This is a genomic window from Pseudomonas sp. BJa3 (assembly GCF_026343815.1).
GTDB classification, from domain to species: Bacteria; Pseudomonadota; Gammaproteobacteria; order Pseudomonadales; family Pseudomonadaceae; genus Aquipseudomonas; species Aquipseudomonas soli.
The window spans coordinates 1-12,191 of sequence record NZ_JAOXMC010000031.1 but is presented as its reverse complement, the minus strand read 5'-3'; the positions used below and the strand labels follow the sequence as shown (position 1 = coordinate 12,191).

Sequence of the window (12,191 nt, the reverse complement as noted above, 5' to 3'; positions counted from 1 at the left end):
AGTCCATGCGTACAGTCGTACGTACCCTGGTCACCTTGTGTGTGGTGATCGTCGCTGTTTTTGCCGGCTATCAATTGTGGCAGTACTACATGCTCACGCCCTGGACCCGGGATGCCCGGGTGCGTGCCGACGTGGTAGTGATCGCCCCAGACGTGTCTGGCTGGGTCAGCGCGTTGAAGGTGCATGACAACCAGCAGGTGAAGGCCGGCGAGCTGCTGATGAGCATCGACCGCGAACGCTTCCAGGCCGCCTTCGAGCAGGCCACCGCCGTGGTCGAGACGCGTACCCAGCAGTTGCGCCTGCGCGAGCGCGAGGCCGCCCGGCGCACAGCCCTGGGCCCTGAGGCGATCAGTGCCGAGTTGCGTGAGAACGCCCAGATCAACGCCGCTGTCGCCCGCGGCGAACTGCACGAGGCCGAGGCCCAGTTACAAGTGGCAAAGATCAACCTGGCCCGCAGCGAAGTCCGAGCCCCGCGCGGCGGGCATATCACCAATCTACGCCTGGCCGAGGGCAATTTCGTCAACACCGGGCAATCGGTGATGGCGCTGGTGGACGATGCCACTTTCTATATCCAGGCGTATTTCGAAGAAACCAAGCTGCCGCGGATTCGCGTCGGTGACCCGGTCAAGGTCTGGCTCATGGGTGCCGGCGATGCGATGCAAGGGCAGGTGGAAAGCATCAGCCGAGGGATCACCGACCGCAACTCGACGCCGGATGGGCAGTTGCTGCCCGAGGTGGAGCCAACGTTCAACTGGGTGCGGCTGGCGCAGCGCATTCCCGTGCGCATCCGCCTGGACCAGGTGCCCGAGGGCGTGACCCTGAGCGCCGGCATGACTGCGAGCGTGCAGGTGCATGAAGCGCCTTGAAGGCGCAGGCCAGCGCCCACTGGATTGCGCATGACTTGAACCCGGTGCGGTCGGTGTGGGAGCCGGCTCGCCGGCGAACGGGGCGCATGGCGCCCCCGGTACTCAGCCTCAAGGCTGCTGGGCAGTCGCCGCCAGCACGATCTCGCGAATGCACACTTGCTGCGGCTGCTGGTAGGCCCAGATGATCGCCCCGGCGACATCCTCCGCCGACAGCACCACGCCGCCCATGTCATTGGCCTTCCACGCTTCGTAGTCGCGCTTGATGCCCTCGTCGGTGGTATGCCCGAGCAGCTCGGTCTCCACTGCGCCCGGCGCGATGGTCACCACCCGCACATTGTGCGGCGCCAACTCCTCGCGCAGGTTCTCCGACAACCCGTGCACGGCGAACTTGCTGCCTACGTAGGCCACATGGTTGGGGAAGGTCTTGCGTCCGGCCACCGAGCTGACATTGATCAGGGTGCCATGGCGCCGCTCGACCATCCCGCCGACCAGCGCGTGCACGCCGTTGAGCAGGCCTTTGACGTTTATGTCGAACATGCGCTCCCATTGTTCCGGGTCCTGTTCGTGCATCTGCCCCAGCAGCATCACCCCGGCATTGTTCACCAGGGCATCGGCCGGCCCGTACACGGCTTCGGCCTCGGCCACGGCGGCCACCAGCGCCGCGCGGTCGCGGATATCCACGGCGCGGCACAGGCAGTCGGGCAACGCCAGCGCCTCCAGGCGATCCAGGCGGCGGGCGATCAGCAACAGCGGATGGCCCGCGGCGGAAAAGCGTTGGGCGGTGGCGGCGCCGATGCCAGAGCTGGCGCCTGTGATAATGATCAGGGGTTTGTTCATGGTTGCCTCCCAGGCATAATCACTTTCGATGGCCAGGATTCTAGATAACCCTTTCGGCCATGAAAAACGGCTTATTTCTCTGGCTGGCATCGGTTCTATCTATGGATATCCGGCATCTCAAGGCTTTTATCGCGGTATTCGAAGCGCGCAACATCACTGTAGCCGCCCAGCGCCTGTGCGTGGCGCAGCCGACCTTGTCGGTGACTATCCGCCAGCTGGAGGATGACCTGGGCGCCGAGCTGTTCCTGCGTCAGGCCCGTGGGGTCGAAGTCAGCGAGCAGGCGCGTGAGCTGTATCCCCAGGCCTGTCGCATGGTGGCCGAGGCCGATGCGCTGCGCCTGCGCTTTCGCCAGGGGCAGAAGCGGATGCCTTTGGCCCTGGGCATCGAGGCGGACATCGCGCCGGCCCAGGTCGAGGCTTGCGTGCGCCTGGCCAACCAGGCGGTGGCGGGCCTGCAATTGACCTTGCTCGAAGGCTGCGACGGGGATGCGCGGCTGGCCGATGAGGCCCAGCGCTGCGAGGACGAACTGTTCCTGCCGTTGTGGGAGGAGGCCTTTGTGCTGGTGATGGCGACCGGCAGCCAGCCGGACGGGCGCTGGATCACCTGTCCGCAGCATCCTTCGCACCAGCGCCTGATGGGGTTGTACGGCGAAGGCGAGCAGGTTGGCCAGGCCGGTTCGTTGCAACTGGCGCTGGCCATGGTCGCCGCCGGGCTGGGCGCGGCATGGTTGCCGCAGTCCCTGGCCGAGCGCTGTCCCGGGGTCTACTGGCGGCCCGGCAGCGGCCTGGCACTGCGGCGCCGGATCGGCTTGTGCATCACCCATGAGGCTTTGTCACTCCCTGCCGTCGCCGCGCTGCACCAGGCCTTGAACAGAGCTTGAGCGCATTGCGCAGCGTGCGCCTCAGAGGAACATGCCCCCCGACACCTCCAGCCGCTGCCCGCTGATCCAGCCATTGCCATCTTCCAGCAACAGGGCGATGGCCGCGCCGATATCGTCGGGCAGGCCGACCCGGCCCAGCGCGGTGTTGCCAGCGATGTAGTCATTGACCTGCTGATTGTCACGCACCACGCCCCCGCCGAAATCGGTCTCGATGGCGCCCGGCGCGAGAATGTTCACCCGGATGCCGCGCGCGCCCAGTTCCTTGGCCTGGTAGCGGGTCAGTACTTCCATGGCGCCCTTCATGGCCGCATAGGCGGCATAGCCGGGCAGGGCGAAGCGGGTCAGGCCGGTGGAGATGTTGACGATGCGCCCGCCGTCGGCCAGCAGCGGCAGCAGGCGCTGGGTAAGGAAGAACGGGCCTTTGAGCTGGATGTTCAGCAACTGGTCGAACTGCGCCTCGCTGGTCTCGCTGAATGGCACGTTCAGGCCGATGCCGGCGTTGTTCACCAGGAAGTCCAGCTGACGGCGGCCGAACTGCTGTTCGAGGGTGTCGCCCAGGCGTTCGACGAAACCTGCGAAGCTGACGCTGTCGCTGACGTCCAGTGGCAGCATGGCGGCGCGCACGCCGGCCTGCTCCAGCGTGGCCGCCACGGCGCGGGCTTCGTCGGCCTTGCTGTGGTAGGTGCCGATGATGTCGATGCCACGGGCGGCCAGGTGTTCGGCGGTGTTCTTGCCCAGGCCGCGGCTGGCGCCGGTGATCAGTGCGATCTTGCGAGTCATGTCGGATACCTCGTTATGGCTGGCTGTTGCGGACAGGTTATTGATCGTGGATAGGCTGTTAAATCCACGGATTCCGGAAATACTGTTCGTATAAATCGGACAATGAGGATGGGTATGAACAAGCTGGATCTGCTGCGTACCTTTGTCAGGGTCAGCGAACTGAGCAGTTTCACCCTGGCCGGCGAAAGCCTGGGGCTGCCGCGCTCGACTGTCTCCGAACAGGTGCGGGCGCTGGAAAACCTGCTCGGCACGCGCCTGCTCAACCGCACCACGCGCCGGGTGCGCACGACCCAGGACGGCGCCTTGCTGTACGAGCGCAGCAAGGACCTGTTGTCGGGCATGGATGAGATTGAAAGCCTGTTCAGCGCCGACGACGCCGAGCTGGCCGGGCGTCTGCGGATCGACCTGCCTACCATGATGGCGCGACGGGTCATCGTGCCGGCGCTGCCGCGGTTTCTCGAGCGTTTCCCGCGCCTGGACGTGGAGATCAGTTGCACCGACCGCCAGGTCGACCTGCTGCGCGAAGGTTTTGACTGCGTGATGCGCATCGGCATGCTCAGCGACCTGGATGTGGTAGCGCGCCCGGTTGGGCGGCTGAGCATGCGCAACTGCGCCAGCCCCGCCTATCTAGAGCGGCATGGCCTACCCCGCAGCCTGGAGGACCTGGCCGATCATAGATTGGTCCACTACGTGCGCAACCTCGGCGCGCGCAGTGCCGGATTCGAATACGAGCAGGGCGGCGAACTGCGCTTCCAGGCCATGGCCGGCGTGGTCACGGTGAACAATGCAGAGGCCTATTCCGCTGCCTGTCTTGCTGGGCTCGGTCTGATTCAGGTGCCGGCGGTAGGCGTCGACGAGCATCTGCGTGACGGTGAACTGGTGTCGCTGCTCGAGCCCTGGCAGGCGCGGGCCATGCCGGTTTCGCTGTTGTATGCGCGGCAGCGCCATGTGCCGCGCCGGGTCCAGGCGTTCATGAACTGGCTCTCGGTGCTGCTGGAGTCGCAGGTCGATCCGCCGGCAGGTGAACACTGAACAGCGTGCCCGCCTCGGCACTGGACGTCACCTCCATGTGACCGCCGTGGGCCAGGGCGATCTGCTTGGCGATGTACAGGCCCAGCCCCAGGCCTGCCTGGGGCGCGCCGGAGATCGGTCGGGTGAAGGGCTCGAACAGCAGGGGTAGGGTTTGTGGGTCTATCGGCGTGCCCTGGTTGTGCACGCTAAGGTCGAACGTATTATCGCTGAGGGTCGCACGCACGGTGACCGGGCCCTGTGGATCGCCATGAAGCAGGGCATTGGCTATCAGGTTGGACAACAGTTGCGTGATCCGTTCGCGGTCACACAACAGTCCTCCAACTTGGCCAATGTCAAGGATGATGCGCCGTCGCGGGTGCACACGCTGCAGTTCGGAGGCCACATGGCCGAGGGCTTCGGGCAGATCGTGGCAAGGCTGCAAGTTCAAAGGGATCCCCGCACCGAGGCGGCCGCGGGCAAAGTCCAGCATATCGCGCACGAGTTCGGTGGCTCGCCGGCCGCAGGTACGGATATGCAGGGCGATAGCACGTTGTTTGTCGTCCACCAGCCGTTGGCTGAGCAATTCGGCACCGGCAGTGATGGCGAACAGCGGGTTGCGCAGGTCGTGTCCGAGTACCGCAATGAACTGCTCACGGACCTCGGCCATGGCGCGCTCTTTGTGCAGGGCACGCTCAGTGCGCTGGGCGCTTTCCTCGCTTTCGATCTGGATGGCCAGCAGGCGGGCGAACGATTCCATCATTGGCTGGATTGCCGTGCCTTTGAGTTGCGTTGGCTGGGCGTCCAGGGCACAGATGGTACCGAAGAAGCTGCCGTCGGTACGTAGCACCGGAACTGAAATGTAGCTTTCGAAGCGATACTGGTGCGGGGCGTGGTGGCGGCAGTACTGCTCATCCTCGCTGGCCTTGTCGATGATGATGGTCTGGCGTGTACTGCGGATTTCGTGGCACAGCGTGGAGGCGACCTCGAGTTCGCCGCCTACTTCGAGGCCGAATCCCAGGGTGTCGAGCACCGCGCAGGCCGTCCAGCTGCTTTCGGTCACCCGGGCCACGGCGGCAAAGCGCAGGCCCGTGGTCTCGCAGATGACCTGGAGGATGGCCGGCACGGCGTTGATGCGACCAATGATGGCGATGTCGGCGGTGACGGCCTGGGTCATGAGGGGCGGATCCGATAACGACGAAGGGGCTCGAAAATCCAGTCTAGCGGGCCTTGGCGCGATGGGTGAAAAACCTTGGCGAACGGTCTGGCACTTGGGTTAGGCTGGCACTTGCGCGTTGCCCGCCAGAGGCGACCGCCCCCTCTGCGTGCGTCACTTCCGAATTCTTTGCGAGGTTACGCCATGGCCATCACATCCCAGGACATCTGCATCGCCGCCGACCAGCTCAAGGGCTTCGTCGGCTTTCACGGCAAACGCGGCACCCATATCGTGCGGTTTTCAGAGGACGCGTTCGGCATGGACGTGGCCGACGACAGCATCACGCCCTGCAGCGAGTTCGTCTGGCGGCCCGAGGCCGATGCACGCATGGCGCTGTGCCGAGAGCGCCTGGCGTTGCTGCTGGAACAGCATGTGGATGACAGGTTAAATATCGGCGAGCCGTTGCGCATCTACCTCAACCGTACCGATTTGCCCGAGATTGTCGCTGAGCGCAACCTGCGTTGAGCCTGGGCAGTGCATTCAGGACGCATCCTGGCGAACTTCCCGGTTAGCCAGCAGCGCCTCGAACGCGGCCCGGTCCACCGGCCTGCTCAAGTAGTAGCCCTGCACCTCATGGCACTGCTCCTTGTCCAGCGCCTTCAATTGCTGCTCGGTCTCCACGCCCTCGGCGGTCACGGTCAGCCCCATGGCCTTGCCGAGGTTGATGATCGCCTGGACCACGGCCCGGTCGTTGCCGCTCTGGCTGCTCAATCCGGCGATGAAGCGCTTGTCTATCTTGATGCTGTCGAAGGGGTAGGTGCGCAGGTAGCCCAGTGACGAGTAGCCGGTGCCGAAGTCGTCCATGTTCAGGCGCACGCCCAGTTCCTTGAGCGCGAGCATGGTGCCCAGGGCGCCTTCGATGTCGTTGAGCATCACGTTCTCGGTGATTTCCAGCTCCAGGCGCTGGGCGGGGAATCCGGTGTCCAACAACACCTGGCGCACATCGGCGACCACATCGCTACGGGAGAACTGCGCGGGCGACAGGTTGACCGAGACCAGCAGCTCTTCGGGCCAGTCACGGGCATTGCGGCAGGCTTCTTCGAGCACCCAGCGGCCCAGCGGGACGATCAGGTCGCTCTGTTCGGCCAAGGGAATGAAGGTGTCTGGCCCGATAAGCCCTTCCTGGGGATGCTCCCAGCGCAAAAGAGCTTCCACCGAAACAATGCGCAGATCGTCCAGGCGGTAGCGTGGCTGGTAGTGCAGCACGAACTCGTGCTGCTTGATCGCCCGGCGCAGGTCGTTTTCCAGCTGGCGGCGGTACTGGATCTGCTGGTTCATTTCCGGCGAGAAGTAGCGCCAGGTGTTCTTGCCGTCGGCCTTGGCCTGGTACAGGGCAATGTCGGCGCAACGGATCAGTTCGCCGGCATCGTAGCCCTGTGCCCGGGTCTGGGCGATGCCGATGCTGGCGCCGATGTGCAACTGGTGCTCCTCGAAACCGATGGGTTGTTGCAGCAGGTCGAGCAGGCGTGCGCAGAAGCGGTCGATCTCGCTGCGGTTGTCCAGGCCATGCAGGGCCAGGACGAACTCATCGCCACCCAGGCGGGCAACCAGGTCATCGTCGCGGGTAGTATCGCGCAGGCGGCTGGCCACTTCCTGCAACACCGCATCGCCGGCGGGGTGGCCGAGGGAGTCGTTGATCGGCTTGAAGCTGTCCAGGTCGAGCAGCAACAGCGTCAGCGGCGGCGAGTCGCTGCCGCGCAGCAGGGCTTGTTCGAGATGGCGCGAGAGTTTGTTGCGATTTGCCAGGCCCGTCAGGGCGTCGTGCATCGACAGGTGCTGGATGCGGGCATGGGCGGCAACCTCGTCGGTGATGTCGCTGGCGGTGCCGCGAAACCCGGCGAGCTTGCCTTCATAGATGATCGAGCGCGCCGACACACGGCAGTAACGGTTCTGCCCGGTGGCGTCATCGTAGTTGCAACGCAGGTTGGCCAGTTGCTGCGTGTCGCTGTCGGCCTCGTTGTCGAGCCAGGGCAGCAGGGGCGTGGTGTCGCAGGCCAGCAACTGGTTGAGCGGCTGGCCTAGCCAGTCCTCGATGCGGTAGCCGGTGACGCTGACGAAGCGCTGCGACAGGTAGGTCAGGCGGTGATGGCGGTCGGTTTCCCAGATCCAGTCGGAGGCGGCTTCGGCCACTGCGCGAAAGCGCTGCTCGCTGGCCTCCAGGGCGCGGTTGCTCTGCTGCAATCGCAGCAGGCTTTCATCTATTGCCCGGGAACTGCGCAGGGCGTGGCGGAACAGGTAGAGCAGCACCAGGCCAAGCATCAGGAATACCGCCAACAGCGGCGGCAGGAAGGCATGGAGCAGTTGACGGCCCGGCAACGGCGTGTTCCATACCAGGTGATAACCGGTTTCGCCGAGGGCGATATGCGGTTGTCCGGCCTCAGCGACGGTGCTTTTCTCCAGGCGCATGCCGGTCAAACCCGCGCCTTTGCCCAGAACTGCGAGCTTGGTTTCGGTCAGCTGGTCGACGAACACCATCACCGGCGCCTGTTTTACATCAGCCTCGGTCACTTCCTTGTCCGGGCGTACTGCCGCGGCGCTGAGCACTGCGGGCCAGCCGTTGAAGCGTACGAAGTGGGTTACCTGCTCGCGGGCCGGTGCTGCCCTGCGCGCCGCGTCGATGATTGCCGCCAGGGGGCTGTCGATATGGGCGCTAGCCGGCGAGTCGGTGGGTTTGCCCTTGAACAGGGCGTAGGTGGTGCGCTCATCCTCGACCACGAACACACCTTCGTAGCCGCTGGCGCTGTACAGCGACTCACCGACGTTCTTTTCGTCATATGCCCACTGCCAGTCGACCTTGCCTACCAGATGTGCGTAGGCGGCGTCCCAGACTGCGTAGCTGGAGAGGAACTGGCGCGAGGCAACCAGCCGTTGTTCCAGTGCCTGAGAGGCCTGGAAGGTGCTTTGCTGCAGCGCCTGGCGGTCCAGCGTGGTGGCGATGTTGAACAATGCCACCAGGGTGAACACGCAGGCGAGCCCGAACAGCGCGCAGAAACCGCCCACCAGGCGGCGCACCTGCAGGCGCGAGGTGGGTCTGGAGGATGAAAGGTCGACGTTCCTGTCCATGTACGGGCGACTCCTTCAACTGCTGTCTTGCGCCCGAGGCCTGGGCGAAGGTTCAGTCAGGATAGGCCAGCCTGAGCGTGGCGGCCTCGCCGCGAGCGAAATTGACCTGGTCGCGCCCCTGGTGCTTGGCGGCATACAGGGCCTTGTCGGCCTGTTCCAGCCAGTGCTCCGGTGAGGCGAGGCCCGGACGGAAGTCGGCCAGGCCGATGCTCAGGCTGATGCGCAAGCCCGGCAAGTGCGGGTTGCGGTAGGCGGCCACGTGTTCGCGCAGGCGCTCCATGGCCTGGCAGGCCTGGGCTTCGTGGGTGCCGGGGAGGATTACGCAGAACTCGTCGCCGCCATAGCGCCCGGCCAGGTCGTCTTCGCGCAAGCTGCGCTTGAGCTCCTGGCTGAGTTGGCGCAGCACGCAGTCGCCGACCACATGGCCGTAGGTATCGTTGATGGTCTTGAAGTGGTCGATGTCGATCAGCGCGATGACCGCCGGCAGCCTTTGCTGCTGGCAGATCTGGAACTTGAGCAGCAGCAGGTCTTTCCACGAGCCATGGTTGAGCAGGCCGGTCAGGCTGTCGGTACGGCTCAGGGCGCTGAGGCGGCGCTTGTGTTCGGTCAGCTTGATCGCCAGCTGATAGCACACCCAGCCCAGGGCCAGGGGGTAGAGGGTCAGCATCGGCAGGCAGGCGAGGACCTGCAACTGCGTGGCCTGTGTCTGCAGGCCGGTGCCGAGCAGCGCGGTGGCCAGGAGCATGCCGCACAGCTGCGCAAACAGGCCGCGTAGCAGCACGCGTTTGCCACCGGCGGCGACGTTGTTCATGGTCATCATCGACAGGATGGTGACGCTGGGTAGCGGGTTGAAGTGGATAGCCGCGGTCCAGAAACCGCCCATCAGCGAATCCAGCAGGATGTTGCGCTGCTCGGCCTGGTAGGGAGTGGCCGAGCGCAGGGCCCACAGGTAGGCCACATGTGGCCAGACCAGGCCATTGAGCAACAGCAAGGCCCAGGCCCAGGTCGGTGGGTTCAGCGGGGCGATGGCGGCCATCACGGCGAACAGGCCGATCCCCAGGCCGATGATGCGCGGCAGGTAGATGCGCCTGACGAAAGAGAGCCCCTTGCCGCTGCGGTTGTCGATCATGGTTATCGTTCTTCTGTGGAGCGCCGTTTATCGCATAAGTAATGTGAATATTGTTGAACAATCCTTCATCGGCGAAAAATGACCTTGCAAGCCATTTCACGGTTGATCCGACCCTGTGGAGTAATATGAAGGCTTTCCTCTTTTGCGGAGTGCTGCTGCTCATGGTCCCCATGGCTATCCCCGCTGGCGAGCCGGCACCGCAGCGTGACGGACGCTTTCTCAACCAGGTCGAACTGCCCAAGGATGGCGTGCTCAAGAAGCTGCGCATCGGCGTCAAGTACCTGTTGCTGCGCAAGCCACCGCAAACACGACCGGATGCGGCGCTGACCCTCCAGCCGATGACCCGCCAGCAGGTGGCTGACGCACCGGATCACAGCCTGTGGCGCCTCGGCCATTCCACCGTGCTGCTCAAGTTGCGCGGGCGCTTCTTCATTACCGACCCGGTGTTCGCCGAGCGCGCCTCGCCGGTGCAATGGGCCGGGCCGTTACGCTTCCATGCGCCGCCGCTGGCGCTGAGCGACCTGCCGCCACTGACTGCGGTGATTCTCTCCCACGACCATTACGACCATCTGGATGAGCAGGCCATCCGCCAACTGGCACCGCGCACCGAGCATTTCCTAGCACCGTTGGGCGTGGGGGACCTGCTCATCGAGTGGGGCGTGCCGCCGGCCAAGGTGCGACAACTGGACTGGTGGCAGGAAACCGAAGTCGAAGGGGTGCGCTTCGTCGCCACGCCTGCCCAGCATTTTTCCGGGCGCGGGCTGTTCGACAGCAACCGCAGACTCTGGGCGTCCTGGGTGATGATCGACGAAGGGCTGCGGCTGTTCTTCAGTGGCGATAGCGGCTATTTCGACGGTTTCCGTGAAGTCGGCGAGCAGTATGGGCCGTTCGATCTGACCCTGATGGAGACTGGCGCCTATAACGTTGCCTGGCCCAATGTGCACATGCAGCCGGAACAGACCCTGCAGGCGCACCTGGACTTGCGAGGTCGCTGGCTGTTGCCGATTCATAACGGCACCTTCGACCTGTCCATCCACGGTTGGCAGGAGCCCTTCGAGCGTATCCTGGCCCTGGCCAATACCGCCCAGGTGCAACTGAGCACGCCGCAGATGGGCGAGCGGGTCAGCCTCGACTCGCCGCACCCCGGGCAGAACTGGTGGCGGCCACGGCCATTGCCGCAGCGGGGCAGGGGAGCCGAACGGGCGGTTGCGGCGCGCTAGTCCTTGGTCTGTTTGTCGTCCTTCAATAGCTTCGAGGGAGGCTTGCCGCTGTCGCTGCGTACCTGGGCGTGGCTGATCAGGGCGAAGATGAAGCTGCCGCCGATGATGTTGCCCGCCAGGGTGGGCAATGCGAAGTCGAGCCAGAACGCTTGCCAGGTTTCATCGCCGGCCCAGACCAGGTACGACACTTCCACCGAGCCCACGACAATGTGGGTGAAGTCGCCGAGGGCCATCAGGTAGGTGATCACCAGGATGATCCAGATCTTGGCGTGCTCCATGGACGGGATCATCCAGACCATGGTGGCGATCATCCACCCGGAGACGATGCCCTTGGCGAACATCTGGCTGATGTCGTTGGTCATCACCTTGCGGCCCACCTCAAGGAAGGCGATGTCGGTCTTGCTGTCGAAGATCGGCAGTTCGAGCATCACCCAGGCCACCAGCAGCGTGCCGGCCAGGTTGCCGAGCAGGACGACGCTCCACAGGCGCAGCAGCCGGCCGAGATTGCTCAGGGTGGGCGCGGTCATCACCGGGAGCACGGCGGTCAGGGTGTTCTCGGTGAACAGTTGCTGGCGGGCGAGGATCACCGCCAGGAAGCCTGCGCTGTAGCCCAGGCTGGCGACTACCTGGGCGCTGTCGCCTTCGGGCAGGCGGGCATAGAACAGCCCCATGGCCATCAACGACAGGCCCATGGTCAGACCGGCCGCCAGCGCGGACCACCACAAGGCGGCGAGGGTGCGCTCCAGTTCCTGGTCGCCCTGGTAGCGGATGATCTCGTGCAAGACAGCCGCCCGCGGCGGCTGGTTGTGGCTGACTTCCTGCTCTTCGTCCGCCGATAGCCCCGGGGTCTTCTCATTCTGTGCATCGCTCATGGCAAAGCCGCTCCGCTTGCGTGTTTCTCTACAGAGCGGCAACCGTGGCGAATAGTTGCCGACGTGCCGTCGGATGGTGATCGAAAGTTTTTCAGATCAAGGTGTTGACTCTGAAATCAAACCGCGTATTATTCGCCTCCTCGCAGCGTTGAACGCCACGAGGCAAGCGGTAAGTTGTTGAGGTAGAAGGTGTTTTGCAAAAAGCGGCTTCTGAAAAACTTCAAAATAAACGCTTGACAGCAAATGAGGAAAGCGTAGAATGCGCGCCTCGGTTGAGACGAAACGCTCTTAACCAAACGCTCTTTAACAAATTGAATCA

At 64.3% G+C, this 12,191-nt stretch carries 12 protein-coding genes; 5 read left to right on the top strand and 7 right to left on the bottom strand.

The window, feature by feature from the left end; translation table 11 throughout:
- Window positions 1-5: 5 nt before the first annotated feature.
- Window positions 6-866, top strand: a complete 861-nt coding sequence (locus OH705_RS25780; protein WP_267303286.1) for an efflux RND transporter periplasmic adaptor subunit — start codon at window positions 6-8, stop codon at window positions 864-866.
- 108 nt (window positions 867-974) lie between these two features.
- Here the strand turns inward: OH705_RS25780 and OH705_RS25775 are convergent, their stop codons facing one another.
- Window positions 975-1,703 (bottom strand): SDR family oxidoreductase, encoded by a 729-nt coding sequence (locus OH705_RS25775; protein ID WP_267303285.1) that lies wholly within the window; start codon window positions 1,701-1,703, stop codon window positions 975-977.
- 101 nt (window positions 1,704-1,804) lie between these two features.
- Here OH705_RS25775 and OH705_RS25770 point away from each other — a divergent pair, with 101 nt between their 5' ends.
- Window positions 1,805-2,584, top strand: a complete 780-nt coding sequence (locus OH705_RS25770; RefSeq protein ID WP_267303284.1) for a LysR family transcriptional regulator — start codon at window positions 1,805-1,807, stop codon at window positions 2,582-2,584.
- A gap of 21 nt (window positions 2,585-2,605) precedes the next feature.
- On the opposite strand, the gene OH705_RS25765 is transcribed toward OH705_RS25770, so the two are convergent.
- A complete protein-coding gene (locus OH705_RS25765) occupies window positions 2,606-3,364 on the bottom strand; it encodes an SDR family NAD(P)-dependent oxidoreductase (protein WP_038706640.1) in 759 nt (252 codons plus the stop codon).
- Between the two features lie 114 nt (window positions 3,365-3,478).
- On the opposite strand from OH705_RS25765, the gene OH705_RS25760 reads away from it, so the two are divergent.
- The gene (locus OH705_RS25760) at window positions 3,479-4,396 is read left to right on the top strand and encodes a LysR family transcriptional regulator (RefSeq protein WP_038706639.1); all 918 of its coding nucleotides are present in this window, start codon (window positions 3,479-3,481) and stop codon (window positions 4,394-4,396) included.
- Here the strand turns inward: OH705_RS25760 and OH705_RS25755 are convergent.
- Entirely contained in the window at window positions 4,335-5,549 is a 1,215-nt protein-coding gene (locus OH705_RS25755) for a GAF domain-containing sensor histidine kinase (RefSeq protein ID WP_023629579.1), read from the bottom strand. The two genes, OH705_RS25760 and OH705_RS25755, sit on opposite strands and share 62 nt — an antisense overlap.
- Window positions 5,550-5,732: 183 nt before the next feature.
- Here OH705_RS25755 and OH705_RS25750 point away from each other — a divergent pair, with 183 nt between their 5' ends.
- Entirely contained in the window at window positions 5,733-6,053 is a 321-nt protein-coding gene (locus OH705_RS25750; protein ID WP_023629578.1) for a DUF2025 family protein, read from the top strand.
- 15 nt (window positions 6,054-6,068) lie between these two features.
- Here OH705_RS25750 and OH705_RS25745 read toward each other — a convergent pair whose 3' ends face one another.
- Complete coding sequence (locus tag OH705_RS25745; protein ID WP_263160327.1) at window positions 6,069-8,651, bottom strand: EAL domain-containing protein; 2,583 nt, start codon at window positions 8,649-8,651, stop codon at window positions 6,069-6,071.
- Window positions 8,652-8,703: 52 nt separating this feature from the next.
- Window positions 8,704-9,780, bottom strand: coding sequence for a diguanylate cyclase (locus OH705_RS25740; RefSeq protein ID WP_267303283.1), 1,077 nt, complete (start codon window positions 9,778-9,780; stop codon window positions 8,704-8,706).
- Window positions 9,781-9,905: 125 nt separating this feature from the next.
- On the opposite strand from OH705_RS25740, the gene OH705_RS25735 reads away from it, so the two are divergent.
- Entirely contained in the window at window positions 9,906-11,000 is a 1,095-nt protein-coding gene (locus OH705_RS25735) for an MBL fold metallo-hydrolase (protein WP_267303282.1), read from the top strand.
- Here the strand turns inward: OH705_RS25735 and OH705_RS25730 are convergent.
- The gene (locus OH705_RS25730) at window positions 10,997-11,872 is read right to left on the bottom strand and encodes a formate/nitrite transporter family protein (protein ID WP_110605710.1); all 876 of its coding nucleotides are present in this window, start codon (window positions 11,870-11,872) and stop codon (window positions 10,997-10,999) included. The two genes, OH705_RS25735 and OH705_RS25730, sit on opposite strands and share 4 nt — an antisense overlap.
- A gap of 128 nt (window positions 11,873-12,000) precedes the next feature.
- The coding region (locus OH705_RS25725) for a hypothetical protein (RefSeq protein WP_267303281.1) at window positions 12,001-12,191 on the bottom strand (191 nt) is incomplete at its 5' end.